The organism is Mesorhizobium sp. P3_A8, assembly GCF_056402995.1.
In genome coordinates this window covers 758,043-780,199 of sequence record NZ_JBFUGI010000001.1, presented here as the reverse complement: position 1 = coordinate 780,199, position 22,157 = coordinate 758,043, and the positions used below count along the sequence as shown (strand labels likewise).

Genomic DNA, 22,157 nt, shown 5'->3' with positions numbered 1-22,157 from the left:
CCGCTCTAGACAAGCGGTTCAACAAGCCGAAGCCGCGAGAGACCTACGGTGGAGGATTCTATCCGCCTAACCAGTTTAAAGAGGGCCTTTCCATGGCGGGAGGGTTCGCTATCACCGCATGTTGGATGGTGCCTCTCTACTGGATGGCGATGGAACTACCTGTGATCGGAAGCCAATTGGGTTTCATGTTTAGGGACTGACCCGCTAATGCTCCGGTTCGGCCCAGCACCCTCATTACCTGAGTCGCGGACCACTTGCCTCCTCGTGAGGATTTTGCCCCCATGTCGTTTATCGTTTCGGCCATGGCGGTGAGGGTCTGACCGGCGCTCCGCAAGGGGCCTATGATCCTCATAGCCTTCTCCGCTTCGGCCTTCGCCTTCCTCTGTATCGCCTGGTTGCGCTTCATGGTCTTGTCCCGGAGACCACCCAATTGAGCCTGGCCGCCTTGAGGGCCGCCTTGGTGCGCTCCGAGATGAACTTCCGCTCCTGCTCCGCCATGGCGGCATAGAGGTGGAGCTGGAAGGGCTCCGCGTTCGGCATCTGGGCCACCCTGAGGCGAACCTTCTTGTCTTCGATGAGGGTGGCGATGAAAGCCACGTCGCGGCTCAGGCGGTCCAGCTTGGCGACCAGAAGCTCCGCCCCTGTCGCTCGCACCAGCTTGATAGCCTCCGCGAGGGCGCCTGTCGTCGCTGCCCCCCGATAGCACTCCTGGAAGCGCCCTGTGACCTCCCACGGCACCTCGGAGAACGTCTCCATGTAAAATCTTGATGTCGCGCTCTTGGGCCTCCAGGCCTAGCCCGCTGCGGCCCTGCTCCTCCGTGCTGACTCGCGTATAGACCACGTACTGCTTCATTGCCTTGCCCCGTCCGACGACTTCAGGGGGAGTCTAGGCGCCCACTCGATCCTGATAATAATCCCCACGAGGCTGAGCCGTTTGGAACGTCTGGAGGTGGCACGGGGGGCAAGTCCCTCCGCTGCCGCGTAAATTGGAGCGCCCGAGTGATCGACCCATTTTGGAGGTGCCGACCCGCTCCCAGCCTACTGCACTGCACACTCTGATTTTAACACGCGAAATCCTGCAAAACCCTCGGCAACGAGTAGGGCGTCGACCTCTGCTGACGACATCAGGCACTTTGGCCCAAGATGAACACTTTCAATCGATCGCCGAGGGTCAGCTTTGCCGCCGGAATATCGGCCATACTCAAACGGCAGATATCCCACGTCGCGGTCACGTGATCGGCGCGTCATCGGTTCTCGCCAGTGAACTTCCCGGCCATCGGGATGTAGGCTCACCATCTGCGTAATGATCTCCGCAGCGTCGGGCTTCGAGTTGCGCTGATTGACAATGATTCTGGCTTCGCGCTCGTATTCCCAGGACCTGTGCTTGATAGAACTGATCAGGGCAAACGCTTCAGCCATTGCCAAGACCCGGGGTACCGTCCGGGTTTTCCCCATATTCGCCGCTATCTGTAAGACAACCGACCGGAAGAAGTCTTTCATGTCATCTTGCTCATAGCGAACAAGCTGCATCCGACCAGGAATGGAGGATATTGCGGTAGGTCTAAATCCGATGCAGAGGCCAGTTCCGCCGCCCGCATACTCCCTCCAGAGAGGCAACGAATCCCGCGCCAGTGCAAATGAGCATGAGAAGTATGTTGATTTCCTTCGAGACGAGAGCACCTCGGCAAGAAATTCGGCCATGTCACGGTTCGAGGTTCCTAATACTTCATCGGTCTTATAGGCCTTCACGGCCGCAGCTAAGAAGTTTTCCCCCAGCGCTAGCTCTCGCGGGTCGTTGGAGGCCGTTATGTCCGACAGCCAGAGCTGCTTAGACCGCACTATTCCTTCGAAGCCGCCTATATCGGTATAGTAAAATAGCGTCGAGGTGGGTGCGTACTCAAGATATGCCATACCTATCCTAGCTGAGCATGAAATCTAAAAGCCGACTCGGTTCCCGGCCCCGCTTAACGGGCCACATTTAATACTGGTCAGCCCTATCAAAGGCAAATGGGATCGAGCGCTCCGGCTGGCGCGACCATCTTGGCCCCGTTGATCCCAGAATAGCGGCGAGGTTTCCCCTTTTGATCCGGACAGTTGGCCAAAGGTTCGCAAGTGTTCCTGTCATGTCCTTCACTTTAGCGGCGATACGGCCTGTCATTACGTTGCGGAAATCGGCGGCTTTCATTAGGGTTCACTTAAGCGAGTCGGGAGGACGCGACGTTTAGGGCAACCACATGCGAGGTGACACGCAATGTCCGTCCAAGCAAAGAAAGCGTTCGAGTACCGTCCCGACCATTTGGTACAAGACTTCAAGGAGCACATTCGGGCTTTCGGTGAGCCGCATACTTGGCGGCATCACACCCATGAGCCCCCTGCTCCGGAAGGCGCTGAGGTCTTGCTGGCAAACTTCGTGATCCCACGCGAGTTCGTCAGGAGCAAAGGCCTCGCACCTTGCCCCATCTGTAGCCCGAACTCCCCCCGGTATGCGAAGGGCCACCTAATTTGGTCGTCGGTCGGCGGGACCCTCCACGCGGTCGGCCATTGCTGCGGTCACAAGTATTTCGAGGATGGTTCATTCGGAAGAGGCATCGCGGACGCGAAGCAGCGTGAGCAGCGACGGGCCGACGAGATATTCCTACTAGACAACTGGGAGCGCCCTCGCGAAATGCTGGCGCTCTCCGGAGACCTGAAGCCCTGGGCGAGGAGCTATGACCAGGTTGTGAAGAACCTGAAGGCAGGCTTGTCCCCGTTGGTCTGCAAGGCCATTTATCGCGCTGCCGCTGATGGTGCATTCCTGTCAGTCGAAGACCAAGTGGAAAGCCTGGGCAGCAAGATGGTAGGCATCAAGACGCCCTTCGGCTCAAGGCCGGTCCAAGGGGGACGAGTCCTTCGAGGCAGCAAGCGGGGGGCGTCGTGCGAGGGTCGCATCACGGCGGCATCCATGACGTTCGGCCACTTGGGGTGGGTCTCCTATGAGGACGCCTTCTGGTGGGTGTCGTCGCAGCCCAGCGTAGAATTGAGTTTGGTGGCCCGGCACATCAAAGAGGCGGCAGCGGTTTTCCAGGAAGCCCACGCCGATTTCCTGGCGTTGCAAGCCTTTCTATCTGATGAGAACTTGGAGCTGCTCAGTGCATGGTCGGCGGTGGCCCATGCCGGCAATCCCCTCAGGCTCCATGCCCATGATGGGGAAGACCTCGTGATCTGGCGGGGCGCGTTGAGGGTCCGCCGCATGTTGCTTCCAAGAAACATCTGGGGGCCGCCGTTTGCCCTGCCTGCCCTGTCGCCCGATGCCGGCTGATCGGTTGGGGCACAACATAACAATCCGGAGCCAACTATGATGGAACAAGGCCTACGCAAGGCACCCAATGAACTCGACGCTTCGAGGGAGCCCCAGCGGCTCTCTCAACGGCAGCAGACTTTGCGGACATAGGTGTTGCCAAGAGTCATATACGCGTCGTCAGGAATAGCGCCTCGCGCTTTTAGCTCCGCCACGAGGTTCTTGGCCATCACCTGCTCGAAAGTGTCTTCGAGGGTGACCGCGAACCATCCGTTGGTTGCGAGATAGGCCGAGAGCGGAATGGGGGCAGAGCGAACATAGGCGGAGGCATCCGCGAGGTTATCGAAGCTTTTGACCTGTATGTGACGCTGCTCGAATGGTCCGCTCTCATACTGATCAACAAAGACCCAGGTGTCGTGCAAATAGCCAACCTGACCGTTGGCTTGCACCCGATACCAGCGAGCCACATTGCCAAGGATGGCAACCGGGCTCCCGTTACGGAGATTAATGAGGGTAGCGGACTTTCCATCCGCAAGAGCCTTTAGCGGGGCGGCCCCCTTGGGGTGCCTAATGCGACCGGTATGCGCCTGTGGGATCGCTAGTGACGAATCTGCAGGGACTGGCGGCAAAGCGGCCACGGGTGGCTGTGGCGGCGATGGAGATGGCGATGAGGCTGGTGCTTCGCTGACGGCAGGCGGTTGGCGTGCGTCCGAGGTAGTGACCTTGAATTTCGCCATCTCGCTCCTGGAAAGATAGCGTATGTCGTCACTGTCATACTGAAGCGAAAGCTGAAGTAGTGCGGGGTCCACCCCCATCTCGATCATATAAGTGATGATGTCAGCAGTGACTTGCTGGATACCCGAAACCGCGTCCTCTGTGTTACCAGCAAAGTCGCCACTGAATGAAGACTTGTGGACGCCGATTGAACCCGGCTCGGCGTATCGTATCACGCCACCAAGGAAGGCCAGAGAGCAGGCCGAAGCGCACTCGACAGCCCTGAACTGAACCGTACTGAGGCCGAGTCTGCGGATGAGGCGGCCAAGCTCCATTGCCTTCTGGATATTGCCCCCAGGTGATTGGAAAGTTATCGCGACCGACGCATTGGATCGTGCAAGCGCCTCGAAGACCGTGAGGTCGTCCTGAAAAGCGAAATCCCCGGATACAAAAATATAGCGGATTCCGGCGTCAGTCTGCCCGGCCTCAAATTTCAGGCCAGCATGAGCCGTCGGAGTTTCCACCAGCACCGATGCAAGACACAACAGGACTCGAACTAAAGAGATGCGAGACATGGCCCAAGAACAACCCCAAAACTAAGCGTAGCGCCAAGCAGGTAGAGCTGTCGAATCTTTGTTTGCGAAATTGAGAAGCAATCAAGCTGGGGTTTTGTCGGCGACTGGGAGCGTAATGCCCACAATCCCTCGGGCTCCGCCAGCCATCACCGTCATCCCCTCATTAACCTTTGAGCGTGGCACCATGATCCCATCGTGCATCGGTAGGGCCGCTATCCCCATCCTCGCCAGCCGCAGCAAGACGGCAACCAAGATGGTGCTTTCGGTGAACATCAGGTCCGGCGCGATGTCCTGGCCGAAGAGTGGCACTAAGGCGGGGTGCTTCTCAGCGACTGCATTGCGGAACCTTGAAGCCGTCCACCCAGCCGGCAAGGCTGCCTTCACCTTGGGAGGCAATCGGGTCATCTCTGTCTCAGTCGACAGAAGTGCGGAAAGCCCCGCCTTGACCCCTGCTCGATGATCCTGAAGGCCGGGGATGGCGTAGAGGTCCCCTGTTGGCGGCTCGGTGTCCACGCGGGCATACGCTAGCCTCGGGAACATGCTGGCATAGTCGAGGTCCGCGATGGGCTCCCCATTGACCGTTAGACCACCTCGTTGAGCCTTCGGCATCGATATCCAGAAGGCACCGTAAAGCCGCCCATGGAGGTCAAACGCCCTGATGTCTGATGGCGACCGCAAGAGGAAGCGACGAGTTAGCCTGTAGGCAGCTTGAGTCTTCCCATGGACCTCAATGCGTTGGGTGGCGAGGAAGGCATTGATCTCATCCATCTCACCCCTCAGCCGTAAGGTCTCCTCAGTGTCCTCATAGTCCACCAAGACGGGAGGTAGCCTGTTGCCGTAAGGGTCCCTCCCTGTCCTAGCTGAGACCCTTATGACCTCCTCGCCCTCGGCACGCCCTATGTCCGCAACACGGACCTCAGGGGCCACCAGGGCGGTCCTAAGCCACCCAGTAGCCTCTATGCCAGTCCTTCGCACATGGGTCACAGGAGGATGCTGCATGATGAGCCCAGCCCGCTCCATCCCCTCCACCACCTTGGGCAGGATACCGAAGCCACGGCGATCATAGCGGGTCACTACGGTGTGCTTCATTGGCATGGCGAGATACTGCCCCCACACATGGTTGGCATGGAGGAGCATAAGGTTCGCGATGATGGAGGAGACAATCATTGCAGTCCTCTCCACCACCTCGGCCTTAGGTTTCCTTACTCGGCTTCCAGCCTCCTTTGAGGTGGCATCAAGAACGCATTGCGTCACCTCCGTGGCGATGGCGCAAAGCTTTGGGCCGCTTGAGGTTGCCCAAGGGTTGAACAACATGTCTGGGGTGGTGAGGGTAGCTATTAAATCATCCCCATCACCCTTGGCCTTAAGTCTTGCGTTTGCTCGGCTGCTGAGAGGAAGCATCAGGGAACCGCTAAGCATATGGGGCGAGATAAGCGCACGCTAGACTGGCGTTCGGGGTTCAACATGTTGGCACGTTGATGGCTTACCACATCACTGTTTTGTTCGGATTTGCGCACCATTCTACCGGCCACGCCTATCCCAAGATGGCCGCCAACCAGGGAGATGGGAGGGGTGAACGCCGAAGCGGTCTATCTTAATGGCGAGGATTTCCGGCAATGCTTTTAGAACCAGCGGCTCCCCAGCTTTCTCCAACTTCTCTCCGATTTTGCGCAAGACGATGCCGGAGGATCTCGGGTAGACATGAAGCTCCGTATGGACGGTCGGTCCAAGAGGATTGTACATTTCCCATGTCTTGTGGGAGCCCGATGAAAGCCTGTGAACCCCCTTCGCAGCCTGTACAATCTTGAACTCACGTATGCGGTGCGAACCTAGGTCATCGTCAACTAGCGCACTTACGCCTAGATAGATGGCCAACATTCGGCTGGGCGTAACGCCGGCCTCGCGCAGCCTGGCGAATGCGATGTTAGCCCTATAAATCGCCGGCTTCCCCAGCAAGTCCGTCGCTGGCGCTACTCGACCCGCGAAGGCTAGAGTCCAGTTCAACTCTTGGATGGCTGCAGACACCGCGCTGCTCTGCTGCTCCCTTGCAAGCCAAAATGAAGCCGCTTTGAGATACGGCTTCAGGTCGGCCGCACGGATGGTTGGAGCCCAGAACGACCCGAAACGCGCCCTGCGAACAATGTGATATCGGCAATGAAACTGACCAACCCCGTTCCTTGCGGTGGCTGACGAAGGACGTGAACATCCTGGGATGCAGCAGTTCCGGCTTTCGACAGAACCCAACACGAGTATGGGGTTTACGCGAGACATGGATTTTGTCATCGGCTTCCCTCGCTCTCTAACTCGGCGAGCCGCGCCCTTGCTGCTGCTTTGGCTTCCTTCTGAAGGCTCTTCGCTTCAGGCCCCTTGGGGGCATAGACAACGGTGAATTCGATATCGTGCGCTTTGGCGTATTCGATGACCTCTCGTCCGGTATCGTGATCCACCATTGGGCGACCGTTTGGCCCGGTGAATTCGCGGCGAAATGCATCCGCGATTGAGTTGAGGCAAACGTGAACAATCAAACGAACACCAGGTTTTGCTGTTTCCAGCGCAAGCAGAACGGCCTTGATGGTGGCGTGCCACTGATGTCTATCTGCCGCCCGGCTACATTTGATAGTCTTGGTGATTTGGGTCCCAAAAAGGATACATGCTGAGGCTGAGACCCCGCCATATCCCTTTGTTCGCACTGCGAGAGCTACAACGCAGAACACGGTGATCTCTTCGCGAGATTTATACGGTTGATTGTTGAGGGCTGGCATAGTCACTCCTTTGGGTTACGGTTGGTCGGGATAAGTCAGCCGCCCTCAGGCCGTGCATCCTGACGGATCACGATCGAAGTAGGGCTGTAAGAAAAATCCGAGTCCGTATTCCAAAGGAGACCCGCTCTCCTGAGCGTAAGCCTCAGCTGCGTACATAGGCGCTTTCCATATCCTCCGATAGCGACCCCCAAGAAGTTTTTTTGCAGCAGTGTTCTCAAGCTGCTTTCGATGGTTATATCGCGACCGAACGCAGACGCGGCGTTCCGAGGCGTGGAAACCTTGAGCCTAGCGGTACGGCATCGACCGGAATGATGCCGACCTCGACTTTTGGTCGGGGAGCCTGCGGCGTATGTCCAGGTTCTCGCGAACTAAAGGCCGTAGGGACCGGCCTAGGCTTGGTTTTCCAACTCCCCGATCACGGGTCAAGGGAGGCTTGCTTGCGGGGGCGAACCGCAGGCCATCGCCTCAGGGTTGAAACCAATGTCCAATGAAGCAGCAGCTTATGAGCAGCAACTTGCGGAGAAGGCCGAATTCCTCGACCAGCGGAAATTGCAGCGTGACCCCAAGACGGAGGTGATGCGCGGCCTCTTCGAAATCCTTCTGTATTATGGTGTGATCCTTTTGGTAGCCGCAGCGCTGGCGGTGTGTGTCGGTATCGGTTCGCATGCCATTCTTGGCGAAGGAAACTCGAATGCAGTTTGGATACTTTCAGCGACGCTGGTGAGCTTCTTGGTAGCCGCAGGGGGGATCAACTACCTTCTCGACGGGGAGGCTAAGCCGCTACGAAGGTCAGCCCTTGAGCAATTTACGCGGCGCTACGGCTACCCTTTAATCTTGCTCGCGGGCCTTTGCGGCGGATGGTACGCAAGCCAATACAACGATGCCTATTCCGATATAGCAGTGGTGAAATCAGCGGTGCTTCGAGCATGCTTGCAATCGGCATCATGCGTAGCGAAGGCTACCCAGTTGAATGGCGGAAACAACCCTCGCTATGTGTTAGGTCCTGACGGACGACCTTACCCCGAATAGTCATCACTCCATGTCCGGCACGTCGCCACCTACAAAGAGCGTCGTGGGCTCCCCGTATTCGCCAAGCGAGGGGTTGGCATCGCGCGACCACGCAATGACGCCGGCATGCTTCACGGCTAGGCCCTTCGCGGTGCGTATCGCCCGGTCCTCGGTCTGCTGCTCGGCAGGCCCAAAGACAGGCTGGAGGTCCCCTGTCTCATCTCGGTCGAAGGCGGTGACAACGATTAGCTTGGGTGCCTTCTGCTGTGGCATCAAGTTATCTGACATGGAGGCGCTCTTTCCGCTGAACTAGAAGGTCCTTGAAGTTGAGCGGCGGAGGGGGAAGGACCTCGGTCATCTCGAATAGAGGCACCGTAGAGGCCTCCGGCTCGGGTGCTTTCTGCTTGGCCTTCAGCTCCGTAATCTCATCGTCGCGTCGCGCAATTCGGCTCTCCAGATTGGCAATGCGCTCCGTCAAGAAATAGCGCCCGACCGCAAACCCACCGCCTCCGAACAGCACGGCAAACGTGGCGAAGGCTGCCGGGTTGGCGGTTACCAGCGCAGAGTTACTCCCAATGAAAGCGATAAGGTCATGCATTGAGCGCTGCTCCTGTCACCCCAGCATGGGCGACGTATCGTCATATGCAATGGAAACTATTCCCGGATGCCGGTGGGCGACGGCGAGTATCTGAGTCTCAAGCTCGCAGTTGTAGGCCATGAGCGCCTTCACGGTCTCAAGCGGGCTATCATACCGGGCGATGAGCTTCACGGCTTCGGAATGCAGCTCGGCTTTTGCTTCGGCGTCAAAGTGCATGGTGCCCATTGCGGTTTCTCCTAGCGCATCGCGCGGCGTGGTGTGGTGAGCGCGTCGAGGCGTTCCTGGAGGTGGCCGTTGAGCACGATCATTTCCTTGAGCGCCTTCATCACATCGCCCTTGTGCACGGCAACGAAATCCTCGGCGTGGGCCTGGAGGGCGGCTTCCTGGCGACTGTTGAGTGTCACGATGCGGTCCATTAGCGCTTACTCCAACATGAATGCTCATAGTGAACAAAAAGGGAACATAAATGTCAAGGGCGAATTGACTCGGCGAGGAACTCATTCCTATTTTTGCCTATGCCAGAGCAGCCCAGAAAACCCCGCCGCCTTGTGCAGACCCTGTGCAAAGCGCATGAGGTTGGGCAGCTAGTCCGCATCCGGTGCATGAACTGCAACATCACCCGCCACTATCTGCCGGGGGACCTCGCCAAGCTAGTCGGGGACATTCCGTTTTGGGATGTGGACAGGCACATGCGCTGCGAGCGGTGCAAACGTCGCGACCTTGACGTTGATATCCTGCTGCCAAGCGCATCGGAGGGCTTGAAGATACGAGTGAGGCGGCTTTTAGAAGTCCGTATGGTGCAGCGGGTGATCTGGAAGGACGATGATCCGTGATCGACCTAGGCGGCTAGCTACGGAAGGTTAAGTGTTCTTCGATTGTCTGCTATCATTCGGCCTACAATGAGACGACTTGCGGGGGTGCCTTCGCAACTCTTTCGAGCAAGTTTCTCGTAGCTCTCGATGATCTTTGAGTTTTGTGTCTTTTCTAGAGCCGTCCGGGGCTCCTTCTTCAAGAAATTTACCAATACCTTATAGGAGTGATCTTTTGGGTCCAAGATTAAAACCTCTCCTGCGGACGGGTCCGTAGAAGCCCGTCTGACGACAATCTTAGTCGCAAGGCCCTCGCAATTCATTTCCACGAGCGTCCCCAACGGGGAGCCTTTGGTGGGGCAGGTCAATTCGACGGGAAGAAACTCTTTCTTACAAGAGGATGTTTCAGCGGCCTCCGTCAGACCATTCTGCCCAATCGCAACAATAGAAACCAGCAGAACAACGACCTTGCCTGCACCATCCAACATCCGCGCCTCTCCATCTATCCACTAGAGCATTGACAATTGACCGCTCGACGTGTCGCCACCAAGCGGAAACTTGATCTGTGTGGCCGGCTTCTCGACAACCACAAGGGCATCATCCGGGACCGTGCGCTGTAGCCGCTTAGCTTCTGACCAAGGGGCTGTAAGCCAAGTCTCGGTTTCCTCTTGCGTCCTCAGGACAACCGGCATGGCCTTTTCGTGGATGGGCTTGATGAGTGCGTTGGGTGCGGTCGTCATGAAGCCGTAAAGCTCGAAATCCCCGGGGCCGTCTTTGATCTTCCGAACCCCATGCCACGGCGTCCAGAGGCCCGCGAAGAAGAACAGCGGGCGGTCCTCATTGAGAGCAAACCAGTAGTTCCGCTGGATGCCTGTCTCAGGGTCCTTGTCGCCGGGTGTCGGGCTGGGCTCCGCAAAGCTCGTCACGGGCACCACGCAACGGTTCTCGACGCCGACATACTGCTGCCAATGGCCATACTGCGGATTGCGGATGTTGGTGGTGCCATAGTCCGCTTTCCCCTTCATACGCTCAATGGGAGTCGGCATGCCCCACAGCAGGTTGGCAAGCTCCCGCTGCCCGTCCAGCGCATTGCGGACCACCGGGCCGGGGCGGTTGGGATAGATGTCTATGGATGGCTCAAGGTTGCCCAAGATGTCCCGCAAAGCGCCGGTCCACTGGCGGATGGCCTCTTGCGATGTGGTGATGTTGTAGAGGTTGCACATGCTTCATTCAGTCCCTACGGGCTAGGGTTCTTTTGCCGTAGCTCCTCAAGCCAAGCACCCAAGGCGGCACCATCCTTTAGCTCTAGGCGATAAGGCATGAACTTGGTGAATTCTGGCGAGGTAAGCACGCCCGGTTGGAATGTTGAGGTCGTAGAAATTACGGCCTTTGATGCATTCTGATCGGCGGACAATACACCTAGCATCGCCCGAAGTTCATCGTGCCCGACTTGATGGCCGGGCGAATATGCTTTCGCTTGGTCAAGTATCCTGACGGACCCAAAGCCATCCTTCGATGCGATGACGTCCCGTCCAAAATCCCCTCGCTGCGGAGTAAGTATCACATCATAGCCGGCACGCTCGTAGGCCCCAGCAATGAACTCTTCAAACTTGCGAGGGGTTTGGACGAAATGAAAGAGGAATTTCGGATCTTTGGCGATCTCGGCCATGATAGCCAGCCATGGCAGGGTAACCGTGACGATCCGGGCACCCTCAGGCACATGGACGCCGGCCGTCACAAGCGCTTGGAGCAGGAGCGCGGTAGTTGGAACCTCGTTGCTGTCGCGTGGCCTAGCAGGTCGCTGGTTGCCGGCCATGCCTAAACCTATTCCCAGTCCCAAACCAACCATCGGTCTCGACCTCCTCAGAACTCTGGCACCGGCTTGTCCCGGCAGCCAAACTTGCCGCCCGTCCCCGAGTCCTTGACGTTTGAGTTGTAGAAACTTCCTTTGGACTCTGCGGTCAACAGCGCCGACACCGTGCCTTGGTCGATGTCGCAGTAGTGATACCAAACCTGCTTAAGCCGAACGAGCATATAGGAGTGCTCGGCGTTGTAGCAGACGCGCTTGACCACGCTGCTGTCCAGTTCCCCGGTGCATTGGAACTTGGCGAGGTCCACTGGGCCGCGATACTTCACGTCCACCGTTTCGGCGGCAACTGGCCAAGAGGCCATCAACGCGAGCCACAGGGCGGCACCAGCCGCCAGGCATTTTGCCTTCACATGCATTTCCCCACTCCCATCCACCTAGCTCGTAGGCGCCGCCTCAGCGTGTCCCGCCAGTATCCTGAAAACACTTGCCCTGCTGATGCCCAACGCGGCCACCGTATCGCTAACAGATTTCCCCTCTGCCCGCATCCTCAACACCTCCTTTGCCTTTGCGCGAGCCGTGGGTTGCCTTCCCGCATACTTCCCATCCGCCTTCGCCTTAGCGATGCCCTCGCGTTGCCTCTCCAGCATTAGCTCTCGTTCGAATTCGGCGATTGAGCCCAGCAAGTTCAACATCAGCTTTCCGGTGGGAGTGGCGGTGTCGAGGTTCATCGCCAGGATGCGAAGGCCTGCACCCTTTGCCTTCAAGGCCGCAGTGATCGACACGAGGTCAGCCACGGAGCGTGCTAGGCGGTCCAACTTCGTGACAACCAATGTGTCACCCTCACGCACCCATTCAAGGACTGCGGCAAGCTGTGGCCGATTGGTGGCCACTGAGGAAATCTCTTCGCGAAACACCTTGGTGCATCCCGCTTGCTCTAGGTCGCGAAGCTGCGCCTCAAGGCCGGCCTTTTGATCGGTGGTGGAGGTGCGGGCGTAGCCGACTAGTGTGCTTGTTGTCATGACATTGGGTCTCCCATTGGTGTCTATGTGAGACCACTATGTGAGACTAAGAGGCGAAATGTCAAGAGACCATTCATGTGACACTGCTTGGCAGGCCATTTGGCGGACTCACATGGGCTTGCCCTAATGAGACTGAGCTCGTGAGGAGCGTTTTAGATGCTGCCCTTCGAGGCTGCGCCCGACTAGGCTTCGGCCAAGGCTGTCGCATTGCCGGCCATTTAAGCCGGGTTTGGGGGCACGGGGGGAAGATCGTCGCCGCTCCCACAAGGTTGACCTCTCGCGTGGTTGACCCCAAAAATTGATTTGGCCGCGTATTTGTTGCGTTGGGCGAGGGTGCTGTCTACGCCAACGTAATTCGGTCCGCGTTATCGTTGTTGGCGGGTAGCTGCAATCGCCGTGGATTCACTTGGAGGGTTGGCTAGAAGATCGAAGTGCTCACGGAAACGCCGATAGACACGCACATCGTCGGTCGGGTTAAGACATGGCTTAATAGGGTCGCTGCGGCCGGTTGAATGCCCCTCACGCCGACATTCTGCGACATGTTGCCTGATTGAAAATTGTGAACAACGATCCATCTGTGTCCAAGTAGCAATAATGTGGTATAAGTGATTTGGTCGCCTACCATCAGAAGCGGCCGGCGGCGGGAGACGCATCTTAACGATGTCACCAGGTAGGATTGGCCTGCAGGCGAGACACCTCGATCTATTTCGAGGTACGGCTCATGAGCTGATGGCGCATCCAGCGTTTGCGAGACTCGGGAACATAAGCTTCCTGGGTATCTTATCCCTACAATTCGCGAGCGTTAGTGGGTTTCCCCTAAAACGGTCAGATTCTGCGGTAACACGAACGCCTGACGGAACTCGCGCAAACCACAGTGTGGCAGTGTCGAAAGCTGCACAACGATTTGCCATACACTTGCAATTGTCCGAGGAAGCACAGAGGTACGCGGTAGTATGGGGCTTACTGCACGACATAGCAACTTGGCCACTATCGCATACTGGCGAAGCCGGGTTCTCAAAAGTTTCCGGCGTGGATTCAGGCCAACTTCGATGCATGATGGTAACTGGTTCCCATAGACTACCATCTCGATTGTCGCTCTACAGACTCATAAAATCTCTATCGATCGATAGCGGCAAGCTGCTGGCCCTTTTCGACCGTGCTGATGAGCCATTCGATTACGATCTTATGGTCTTACATCGACTCATCCACTCTCCCTTTACTCCCGATACATTAGAGGGAATTAGGCGGACAGGATTGGCTTTTGGACTCAAAGTTCCCACGCCGTCTGCCGTCTCCTGCGCATTCGAAAACGACCTTGTTTCAGGGTTAAGGGTGAGGGGGGGTGACTCTGAGGTGCTCTTTAGGTTCTGGCGGGCGAAATCGCTGATCTACAGGCGAATTATCAATCGTCCAAAAGTGGTTGAGTTCGAATCTGCCTGGTCAAACTCAATCCGAGATCGCTTCTGCCGCCTGTCTCTCACAGAAACTTTAGAGCTTACTGAAGCGGAAGTTTTGCACTCGCTTAATGGCTCCACTGTTGCGACGAAGGACGTTGTTCGTTACAAGCCCCCACAGATTTATACTATTGCCCACGGTTATCGAAAATCGAAGCACCTATCATCCCCAGTGCCGGCCGAGGAGATGGCAAAGATTTTTCTAAGAGAGCCAATGGCTGGGAAGACATAGAATTTTCGGGGGGAGCATGGAGTGCCTAAAGGCTTGTCTCAAAGGCGATCGTCTTGCAATTTACACAAGGGCGGCCGAACTCTCACATAAATTGATCCAGCAGGCTCGCGACACGATCGATACTTTTCTATCGGAAAGGTCAATAGATCACGGTGATCTATGCTTTGCAGTTGTCGGCTCTGTAGGGAGACTCGAAGCGCTGGAGGCGTCCGATTTCGACGTTATTCCAATTGCTAACAGTGCCAGTGCGCTTGAAAACTACAAGACACACGATAAGGACCTACGGAAACGACTTTCGGAAGCTCTTGGCGTGAAGGTTTCAGCGGGCGAAGACCTAACAAAGCCTACCTCACTGGAAGAGCTTACCCGCGCCGAAGCCATAGGCGGAGATGCTGACGACAGCAGCCAACTCACGAAACGCATTTTGATATTGAGCGAAAGCCGCCAAGCCGGGGGATCCTTACCTGTTATGGATGTGCGGTCAAAGATACTTGGGGCCTATGCAAGTGCTGACCGAACAAGCGGGCGCCATGCCTTATCGTTATGCAATGATATTGCCCGGTACTTCAAAACTCTCTGCATTGAGTACAAAGCTAAAATCGATGAAGAGAATAAAGATTGGTGTACACGCAACATTAAGCTAAGGCATAGCCGAAAGATTTGGTATTTTTCATGCATGTTGAGCATGGTTGACGCTGCTGAGTCTCCACCTGATGATGAAGATAAATTCATTTCCAGCCTGTTAAAGCACTTAGATACGTCTCCTTCGGAACGGATAGTAAACGCACTCTCTAAAGCAGGACGGATATCGGCAGGCCGGCTTTTGGAGAGCTACGCCTTGTTCTTAGAATTCATGTCTCAGGCAAATAATCGTGCAGCTCTAAGTCGGGTTAGTCATTCTGCCCGTTATGCGATGACCCTGGATAACCCGTTCCCATCCATGAAGTTCAATTCGGACCTCATTCATTCCGAGATAATGTCTATCATCGATGAGCTCCCCCCGGGGACCCGGAGGAGGCTTATTGGTTGGTTTCTCCTGTGAATGAAAGGCGGCGGAGCGAAGTCCGGAATGGCGGGGGAGGTCTCTCCGGGGAGCCTCAAATGAGTTCGCGATGGTATGCCGATCCTGTGCTACCCTACTGTAACAAACGCTTGGGAAGCGCGAAAATAGGTAATAGAATCAATTACTAGAGGGCACCTGAGCGCAATCCTCTTCTGGGCACAACGTGCTTAAGATGGCAGCTTTACGGCCTCTACAAGCGCTCTCTTCGCCCTTTCCGGGTCCTGCCCCGCGTAACCATGCTGGCTGAGGTCGAGGCTCTTAGCCCGCTCACTGTCCGTATGCCCAACCACCCACGTAATGGTCCACTCGTCAAAGCCCTCGGCACCCGCAAGCTTGGCATCACGCGCCTTCCGGATGAACCAGCGGCAAAGTCGGCTTAGACCTCAATCAGCCTCTTCGCTGTCAAATTCAGAAAGATTGGACCGAATGGGATGGCCGCGCCGCCTGGCTTCTTTCAGGAAATCAATGACAGAATCGGGAGGTCGACGACGCTGGCCTGTAGCCCTCCTTTTGGCCCGCGCAATCCTTGCGAAGGCGATCTCAGCCGCCGAAGGGCTGACTTGGAAGCGCATTGCTATGTCCTCTGGGCATGTGCCATCGATTGCCAAGAGCGTGGGAACTAGAAAAAAGGATGCGAAGACATTCGCTTCCTCTTCTTCAATGCGATCGCGTGCCGTGGGGTAGGCGGTAAGTCTTTGGGTCCGCTCCTTCATACCTTTATGCCCAAGGAGATAATGTCCAAGCTCGTGAGCTATGGTAAACCTCGCCCGTTCCCGTCCTGCCCTCACATCCTCCATGACGCTCTCACGCACTATTAGCGTATCCGCCGCCTCGTCCATCAGCGCTTCGCCCTGACCTAGTTCCCCGACAGTCGCTATACGAAAGCTGAATTTTCGGCCCCGTTGCTGGAATGCTTCAAGCACATTGAACATGCACGGAGCCAACACCCCTTCCAGACCCAACCTGCGCCGAAAATCGTGTGCTGCCTTCTCGATAAATTCTTCACTGAGATTCATCATCGCCTCAAACCTCGGATGAGCGCCCGACTCTGGTGCTGACACCATATGATGTGTTTCAATTTCCTTCAAATACTAAATACGGGGGGTCGGAGCGCTTAAAGTGGGCAGTGCGGTTTCTTATGCTTCTGCGTAACGACACTGTGTTACAGAGGCTCGACTGCGAACCAAATTTATGATAGAAATCAATGACGAAGAGGCCTAAGAGCGCAATCCTCTTCTGGGCACCAAATTCCCGTTTCGAACCGCTCGATGGTTCAGAGACGCAGACAAAGAAAGCCCGGTTCGTCCGGGCTTTTTCTTTGTCCGAGGCATCGTCGTCCGGCCGGACACGGCCGAAAAGGACCGCTGTCGCGACAAAGCTTTGACATGATCGCGGCTAGTTTAGAGCCATCTAAAACTGGATGGCCGGAATGAACCCAACCTATACAGGCGCGCAGAAGGCCATTCACTGGGCCGTGTTTCTCCTTGTCATCGGCCTCTATGGCTTGACCTACCTGGAGGACCTGTTTCCACGTGGCGATCCCGGCCGCGCACTCGTCTGGTGGTTCCACATTTCGTTTGGGATGCTGCTGTTCGCACTCGTCGTCATCCGCGTCGGCTTGCGCCTGACGCTGGGAGCACCGGGCCTGCCGCGGGAAATGTCAGAACTGGAACGATGGGCGGCCAAGGTCGCGCATCTCTTACTCTACGCGCTGCTGGTGACCATTCCGGTGCTCGGCATCCTGCTGACCTGGTACAGGGGTGACGCCTTGAGCTTCTTCGGTCTCTTCACCATTCCGGCTCCGGTTTCGCCCGACCGCGACACAGCCCGGTTCATCAGGGAACTGCACAGCCTGTGCGCCAATCTGATCCTCATCCTTGCCGGCCTGCACGCGGCCGCCGCGCTGTGGCATCATTTCATCCGCAGGGACGACGTGCTCAAGCGCATGCTGCCGCAAACCAGAACGGGTTCGTGAGAGGCGGCGGCCCGTCACTGCAGAGCGACGGCGTGGCGGCCATCAGCCAAACCTCCCCTCGCGGCTAGGCGCTGAACAAACCGCTTCAAAGTGCGCGGCTGCTTCGCTACGCTCGCATCCATGTCCCAGTCCAGCACCGCAATCTTCGGCGCCCGTCGCGATCAGGCGTTTCCCACGCTAACCGAGGCAGATATTGACCACATGCGCCGGTTCGGCGAAGCCAGCGCCTATGCCGCCGGCGAGCACATCATCAAGGCAGGTGATGTCGCGCCCGGCCTGATCGTCGTGCTGTCGGGCACGGTCGATATCACCCAGGATGGCCTTGGCCGGCGCGAGACGATCGTCACCCATGGTCCCGGCAGCTTCGTCGGCGAGCTGGCGCAGCTTTCGGCGCGCCCATCGTTGGTCAATGCCGAGGCCGCCGAACCGGTCGAGGCCTTCGTCATCCCCTCGCAGCGCGTGCGCGACCTGATGGTGCAGGAGGCCAATCTCGGCGAGCGCATAATGCGGGCGCTGATTCTGCGCCGCGTCGGGCTCCTGGAAAGCGCCACCAGCGGGCCGATCATCATCGGACCATCAGGCAATGCCGACGTCTTGCGGCTGCAAGGGTTTTTGGCCCGCAGCGGCCAACCGCACCGCGTGCTCGATTCCGGCAGCGACCCTTGCGCGAAAACCCTGGTCGAACGCTTCGATGTCGACCCGCACCATCTGCCGGTGGTGCTGTGTCCGAACGGCAGGCTGCTGATGAATCCCGGCGAGAAGGACCTCGCCCGCTGCATCGGCCTGCTGCGGCCGATCGATGCCGATACGCTCTATGACGTAGCCATTGTCGGCGCCGGGCCAGCGGGGCTGGCGGCGGCCGTCTATGCGGCCTCCGAAGGGCTGTCGACCATCGTGCTCGATTGCCGGGCCTTCGGCGGACAGGCCGGCGCCTCCTCGCGGATAGAAAACTATCTCGGCTTCCCCACCGGCATTACCGGCATGGCGCTGATGGCACGCGCCTACAATCAGGCGCAGAAATTCGGCGTCGAAATGGTGATCCCCGACGAGGCGAAGCTGTTGAGCGCCGCGACCGACAATTCGGGCGCCCGCTACCTGCTCGATGTCGGCGACGGCGAGACGGTGCGCACGCGCAGCGTCGTCATCGCCAGCGGCGCACGCTATCGGCGCCTCGAAGTCGCCAACCTGTCGCAGTTCGAGGGCACGTCGGTGCATTATTGGGCGTCACCCATCGAAGGGCGGCTTTGCGCCGGCCAGGAAGTGGCACTGGTCGGCGCCGGCAATTCGGCGGGCCAGGCGGCGGTCTACCTCGCCAGCCACGCGCGCAAGGTGGCGCTGCTGGCGCGCGGCGGCAGCCTCGATGCCTCGATGTCACGCTATCTGGTCGAGCGCATCAAGGCGCAGCCGAACATCGAGGTGCTGACCGAGACCGAGATCGAGGCGCTGGACGGCGAGGGCGGCAATCTTGCCAAGGTCCGCTGGCGCAACCGCGTCAGTGGGGAAGAAACGACGCGCCCGATCCGGCATCTCTTCCTGTTCATCGGCGCCGACCCCAACACCGACTGGCTGGCGCAATGCAATGTGGCGCTCGACGCCAAGGGGTTCATCCGCACCGGATCGGAGTTGGGGCCGGAACACGGTCTGATGGAAACCAGCCGTAGTGGCGTGTTCGCCATCGGCGATGTGCGTTGCGGCTCGGTCAAGCGCGTCGCAGCGGCCGTCGGCGAAGGCGCCCAGGTGGTCGCGGCACTGCATGCTTATCTTGCGCGGGACGGCAGCCAAACCGTCTCGCCTCAAAGCATGATCCCGAAAAGTGGGGGCCGGTTTTCGGAAAAAGATCATGCTTCAACGAAGAGATAGTTCAGGAGAGTGTGATGGCGGACGAATGCAAACATGCGGCCGGGATCAAGGATGTGACGCCGAGCGCGCTTGGCTGCGAGGAATGCCTGAAGAGCGGCTCATGGTGGGTGCATCTGCGGCTCTGCCGCACCTGCGGCCATGTCGGCTGCTGCGACGACTCGCCCAACCGCCACGCCACCAAGCACTTTCACGCCACCAGCCATCCTATCATCGAGGGCTACGATCCGCCGGAAGGCTGGGGATGGTGCTATGTCGACGAGGTGTTTCTCGACCTCGGCGACCGCACAACGCCGCAGAACGGCCCGATCCCAAGGTTTTATTGAGACGACGCGTAACGAGGTAAGTTTCCGAGGCGCAAAAAAAGCCCGGTTGCCCGGGCTTTTTTCATGCCATCCCGATCTCGCGATCAGTCCCGCTTTGGCGTCACCGGCGCGGGGGTCGGATTATCGACGCTGTTCTCATTCACCTGGAAGGCTTTGCCATCAACCTTCTTTTTCCTGAGATCGTCGCCGGTCTCAGGCTGCGGCGGGCGCTTGGGATTTTGCTTGCTGTTGTCGTTGATGTCGAAAGCTCTGGTCATCATGTCCTCCAGGGGCTGTCCTGGAAGACAATGTTCGACGGCGCGGCGGGTTCCGCCGCTGAAAGCTCGACCACTGGTGCCGAGCGCCGCCCGGGTGACCTATCGCACGGACCCGGTGACCGTCCGGTCGACGTCGGGAACCGATTTGCGGTCATTGCCGGCAAGGGCGGCGATGATCAGCAGGCTGGCGACCACCGGAACGAACAGGATGGCGACACGGGCCTGTACATAAAAAATGGCGCGCCATTCACTGCTGCGCTTGTCGGGGCTGTCGCTCATCATACTCACTCTGCCATGGACCCCCCCGGGCGTCACATAGAGGTGAACTGTTAAGCAACTCCTTCCGACTTCGTTAACGGGCGGACTTCAAGCGCGAAATCAGCTGAGCCCGATCCGCCTGGCGCCTTGCCGGAACAGCGCCTCGGCATCGGGCTCGAAGCGGAAGGTGCCGATGAAATCGTCGGCGCGATAGTCCGGCAATGTCTTGCGGATGGCGGCGGCGAAGCCGCGCGCCTCGTCGAGCCGGCCGGCCAGCGCCAGGCAGTGCGCGGCGATCGCCAGGATGATGGTATGCGCATTAGGCCGTGCCGCCGCCTTCAGCGCCCAGTCGGCCGCCTCCTCGAACTGGCCGAGCCGGACATGCGACATGGCGCGTGACCCCAGCATGCCGAACAGCAGCGGGTCGAAGGGACTGAGATGGCGCGAATGGTCGGAGGAGCTTATCGCCGCTTGCGGGTCGCCCGACTGCGAGTGGACAAAGGACAGCGCGTAATGGCCGAGCGCGAAATTGGGGCTGAGATCCACCGCCCGTTCCAGTTCGGAGAGCGAGCCGTCCTGCTCGCCGCGCAGCCACAGCGCCCGGCCCATCGCCCAGTGCGCGGCCGGATTGTGGTCGTCGATCAGCAGGCTGTTGCCGGCGCTCTCATAGGCCAGCGCGCTTTCGCGGTCGCGGTCGCCCCAGCGCTGGAAGGCATTCTGCCAGTGAGTAAAGGAGAGACCGGCATAGGCGCGGGCAAAGGTCGGGTCGAGCTGCAAGGCCTTGTCGAAGAAATGCCGCGCCTGCTCATTCTCGCCCTGGGTGAAGCGATACATGTGCCAGAGGCCGCGGTGATAGGCCTCCCAGGCATTGAGCGAGTTGGGCGCCTTTAGCATGGCGCGGTTGCGCTCGACCGTTTCGATCTCGGCCGAGATCGACGACACGATGCTGTCGCCGATATCGTCGAGCACGGTAAAGAGGTCGTCGGGCCGGCGCTCGAAGGTCTCGGCCCAAACTATCCTGGCGGTGCGCACCTCGACGAGTTCGACGCTGACGATCAGACGGCTGGCCATGCTGCGCACGGTGCCGGTGGCGACATAGTCGACGCCAAGTTTTCTGCCGGCTTCCTCCGGCGCGATGGTCGTCTCTGCCAGCGCGAACACCGAACCGCGCGCGATGACGAAGAAATCGCGAAGCTTGGCGAGCCGGGTGATGATGTCGTGGGTGAAACCGTCGGCCAGCCCGCCGCGCCCGCCGCTCTCCTCGACAAACGGCATCACCGCCAGCGACGCCTGGCTCGGCACGATAGTGCCGACATCGTTCGATGGGGCGACCAATTGCGATGATGTGGACAGGCAGGCCGGCTGCGCCTTGAGCGGGCTGCCGGACTGTTGGCCGCGGATTGCCTGCCAGGCCGCGCGAAGCGGGGCGAAATCCAGCTCTTCCGACTGAAACAGGCGAGCCGCCGAAGCCAGATGCTCTTCGGCCGCGCCCATGGCACCGCGCTCCGCCAGATTGGACAGCAAGGCCAGATGCGCGCGTGTGTCGAATGGCGCCAGCTCGACCCATTTGTCGAGATGGGGGGACATTTCGGGCGAGCCCGCCGGATGGTTTGCGGCAAGCTGTTCCAGCACGGCAGCGTGGAATGCGTGAAAACGCCGGCGCTGGGCGATCAGCCAGCTCTCGAAAAGCGGGCTGCGCTCGAGCATCAGCCCGTCGAGCAAATCGCCGGCGAAGAGTTCTGCCAGCGCCTGCAGCTGCTTCCTGTCGAGTGTGCCGATCCCTTGCGTGGTGGCACGGCTGATCTCCAGCGCATCGACAAGACAGCAGTCGAGATCGAGCGCGACCGTGTCGCCTTGTGTTACGACCCGGCGCCGGTCCGGCGTGTCAAGGGCGGCGCGCAGCTTGCTCAGGCACCAGCGCAGTTCGCCACGGGGATCGTTGGGCACATCCCACAGCAGTTCGCACAGGCGGCTGCGCCCCACGGCGTGTGGCGCCAGCGCCAGATAGGCGAACAGCGCGCGCAGCTTGCGTGACTGCGGCAGCGCCACCGGCACGCCGTCGCGCAGGATCTCCAGCGATCCAAGCAGGCGCACGGACAGTCGCGGCATGTCGCCGTCCAGCCTCGATGGTGCGGATTCCACGTCCGTTTCCACGCCTGCTCC

Annotated in this window: 24 protein-coding genes; 7 read left to right on the top strand and 17 right to left on the bottom strand. The window is 58.6% G+C overall.

The window, feature by feature from the left end; genetic code table 11:
* Positions 1-402: 402 nt before the first annotated feature.
* On the bottom strand, positions 403-756 hold the full coding sequence (locus AC1DX4_RS03635; RefSeq protein ID WP_477218999.1) for a recombinase family protein: 354 nt from the start codon (positions 754-756) through the stop codon (positions 403-405).
* 282 nt (positions 757-1,038) lie between these two features.
* On the bottom strand, positions 1,039-1,911 hold the full coding sequence (locus AC1DX4_RS03630; RefSeq protein WP_477218998.1) for a DUF2971 domain-containing protein: 873 nt from the start codon (positions 1,909-1,911) through the stop codon (positions 1,039-1,041).
* 340 nt (positions 1,912-2,251) lie between these two features.
* On the opposite strand from AC1DX4_RS03630, the gene AC1DX4_RS03625 reads away from it, so the two are divergent.
* Positions 2,252-3,298 (top strand): hypothetical protein, encoded by a 1,047-nt coding sequence (locus AC1DX4_RS03625; protein WP_477218997.1) that lies wholly within the window; start codon positions 2,252-2,254, stop codon positions 3,296-3,298.
* 104 nt (positions 3,299-3,402) lie between these two features.
* Here AC1DX4_RS03625 and AC1DX4_RS03620 read toward each other — a convergent pair whose 3' ends face one another.
* The 3 genes from AC1DX4_RS03620 to AC1DX4_RS03610 form a co-directional block, all read right to left on the bottom strand.
* Complete coding sequence (locus tag AC1DX4_RS03620) at positions 3,403-4,566, bottom strand: COG3904 family protein (RefSeq protein ID WP_477218996.1); 1,164 nt, start codon at positions 4,564-4,566, stop codon at positions 3,403-3,405.
* 81 nt (positions 4,567-4,647) lie between these two features.
* A complete protein-coding gene (locus AC1DX4_RS03615; protein WP_477218995.1) occupies positions 4,648-5,967 on the bottom strand; it encodes a hypothetical protein in 1,320 nt (439 codons plus the stop codon).
* A gap of 878 nt (positions 5,968-6,845) precedes the next feature.
* On the bottom strand, positions 6,846-7,328 hold the full coding sequence (locus AC1DX4_RS03610; RefSeq protein WP_477218994.1) for a hypothetical protein: 483 nt from the start codon (positions 7,326-7,328) through the stop codon (positions 6,846-6,848).
* Between the two features lie 480 nt (positions 7,329-7,808).
* Between AC1DX4_RS03610 and AC1DX4_RS03605 the strand changes: the two genes are divergently transcribed.
* The gene (locus tag AC1DX4_RS03605) at positions 7,809-8,357 is read left to right on the top strand and encodes a hypothetical protein (RefSeq protein ID WP_477218993.1); all 549 of its coding nucleotides are present in this window, start codon (positions 7,809-7,811) and stop codon (positions 8,355-8,357) included.
* 3 nt (positions 8,358-8,360) lie between these two features.
* On the opposite strand, the gene AC1DX4_RS03600 is transcribed toward AC1DX4_RS03605, so the two are convergent.
* Genes AC1DX4_RS03600 through AC1DX4_RS03585 form a run of 4 tightly spaced genes read right to left on the bottom strand, consistent with a single transcriptional unit; the run spans position 8,361 to position 9,350 of the window.
* Positions 8,361-8,624, bottom strand: a complete 264-nt coding sequence (locus AC1DX4_RS03600) for a hypothetical protein (RefSeq protein ID WP_477218992.1) — start codon at positions 8,622-8,624, stop codon at positions 8,361-8,363.
* Positions 8,614-8,934 carry a hypothetical protein gene (locus AC1DX4_RS03595; protein ID WP_477218991.1) on the bottom strand — a complete coding sequence of 107 codons (321 nt, stop codon included), beginning with the start codon at positions 8,932-8,934 and terminating at the stop codon, positions 8,614-8,616. Before AC1DX4_RS03595 ends, AC1DX4_RS03600 begins: the two co-directional genes overlap by 11 nt.
* 15 nt (positions 8,935-8,949) lie before the next feature.
* Positions 8,950-9,159, bottom strand: a complete 210-nt coding sequence (locus tag AC1DX4_RS03590; protein WP_477218990.1) for a hypothetical protein — start codon at positions 9,157-9,159, stop codon at positions 8,950-8,952.
* An 11-nt stretch (positions 9,160-9,170) separates the two neighbouring features.
* Positions 9,171-9,350: a hypothetical protein gene (locus AC1DX4_RS03585; RefSeq protein ID WP_477218989.1), complete on the bottom strand. Its 180-nt coding sequence runs from the start codon at positions 9,348-9,350 to the stop codon at positions 9,171-9,173.
* Positions 9,351-9,536: 186 nt separating this feature from the next.
* Between AC1DX4_RS03585 and AC1DX4_RS03580 the strand changes: the two genes are divergently transcribed.
* Positions 9,537-9,767 (top strand): hypothetical protein, encoded by a 231-nt coding sequence (locus AC1DX4_RS03580; RefSeq protein ID WP_477218988.1) that lies wholly within the window; start codon positions 9,537-9,539, stop codon positions 9,765-9,767.
* A gap of 485 nt (positions 9,768-10,252) precedes the next feature.
* Here the strand turns inward: AC1DX4_RS03580 and AC1DX4_RS03575 are convergent, their stop codons facing one another.
* The 4 genes from AC1DX4_RS03575 to AC1DX4_RS03560 are packed head-to-tail and all read right to left on the bottom strand — an operon-like array spanning position 10,253 to position 12,572.
* Positions 10,253-10,966: an SOS response-associated peptidase gene (locus tag AC1DX4_RS03575; RefSeq protein WP_477218987.1), complete on the bottom strand. Its 714-nt coding sequence runs from the start codon at positions 10,964-10,966 to the stop codon at positions 10,253-10,255.
* A gap of 14 nt (positions 10,967-10,980) precedes the next feature.
* Positions 10,981-11,559, bottom strand: a complete 579-nt coding sequence (locus tag AC1DX4_RS03570; protein WP_477218986.1) for a restriction endonuclease — start codon at positions 11,557-11,559, stop codon at positions 10,981-10,983.
* Between the two features lie 47 nt (positions 11,560-11,606).
* A complete protein-coding gene (locus AC1DX4_RS03565; protein ID WP_477218985.1) occupies positions 11,607-11,969 on the bottom strand; it encodes a KTSC domain-containing protein in 363 nt (120 codons plus the stop codon).
* 18 nt (positions 11,970-11,987) lie between these two features.
* A complete protein-coding gene (locus tag AC1DX4_RS03560) occupies positions 11,988-12,572 on the bottom strand; it encodes a recombinase family protein (RefSeq protein ID WP_477218984.1) in 585 nt (194 codons plus the stop codon).
* Between the two features lie 1,702 nt (positions 12,573-14,274).
* On the opposite strand from AC1DX4_RS03560, the gene AC1DX4_RS03555 reads away from it, so the two are divergent.
* Entirely contained in the window at positions 14,275-15,300 is a 1,026-nt protein-coding gene (locus AC1DX4_RS03555; protein WP_477218983.1) for a hypothetical protein, read from the top strand.
* A 404-nt stretch (positions 15,301-15,704) separates the two neighbouring features.
* Here the strand turns inward: AC1DX4_RS03555 and AC1DX4_RS03550 are convergent, their stop codons facing one another.
* The gene (locus AC1DX4_RS03550; RefSeq protein ID WP_477218982.1) at positions 15,705-16,340 is read right to left on the bottom strand and encodes an ImmA/IrrE family metallo-endopeptidase; all 636 of its coding nucleotides are present in this window, start codon (positions 16,338-16,340) and stop codon (positions 15,705-15,707) included.
* 410 nt (positions 16,341-16,750) lie between these two features.
* Between AC1DX4_RS03550 and AC1DX4_RS03545 the strand changes: the two genes are divergently transcribed.
* The 3 genes from AC1DX4_RS03545 to AC1DX4_RS03535 all read left to right on the top strand — a co-directional run bounded on the left by AC1DX4_RS03545 (position 16,751) and on the right by AC1DX4_RS03535 (position 19,479).
* Positions 16,751-17,296 (top strand): cytochrome b, encoded by a 546-nt coding sequence (locus tag AC1DX4_RS03545; protein WP_477218981.1) that lies wholly within the window; start codon positions 16,751-16,753, stop codon positions 17,294-17,296.
* Positions 17,297-17,416: 120 nt separating this feature from the next.
* Positions 17,417-19,156: an FAD-dependent oxidoreductase gene (locus tag AC1DX4_RS03540; RefSeq protein WP_477218980.1), complete on the top strand. Its 1,740-nt coding sequence runs from the start codon at positions 17,417-17,419 to the stop codon at positions 19,154-19,156.
* A gap of 14 nt (positions 19,157-19,170) precedes the next feature.
* On the top strand, positions 19,171-19,479 hold the full coding sequence (locus tag AC1DX4_RS03535) for a UBP-type zinc finger domain-containing protein (RefSeq protein ID WP_023777710.1): 309 nt from the start codon (positions 19,171-19,173) through the stop codon (positions 19,477-19,479).
* An 83-nt stretch (positions 19,480-19,562) separates the two neighbouring features.
* Here AC1DX4_RS03535 and AC1DX4_RS03530 read toward each other — a convergent pair whose 3' ends face one another.
* The 3 genes from AC1DX4_RS03530 to AC1DX4_RS03520 form a co-directional block, all read right to left on the bottom strand.
* On the bottom strand, positions 19,563-19,736 hold the full coding sequence (locus tag AC1DX4_RS03530; RefSeq protein WP_477218979.1) for a hypothetical protein: 174 nt from the start codon (positions 19,734-19,736) through the stop codon (positions 19,563-19,565).
* 99 nt (positions 19,737-19,835) lie between these two features.
* Complete coding sequence (locus tag AC1DX4_RS03525; RefSeq protein WP_475455185.1) at positions 19,836-20,015, bottom strand: hypothetical protein; 180 nt, start codon at positions 20,013-20,015, stop codon at positions 19,836-19,838.
* Between the two features lie 99 nt (positions 20,016-20,114).
* A complete protein-coding gene (locus AC1DX4_RS03520; protein WP_477218978.1) occupies positions 20,115-22,103 on the bottom strand; it encodes a transcriptional regulator in 1,989 nt (662 codons plus the stop codon).
* Between the last annotated feature and the right edge of the window lie 54 nt (positions 22,104-22,157).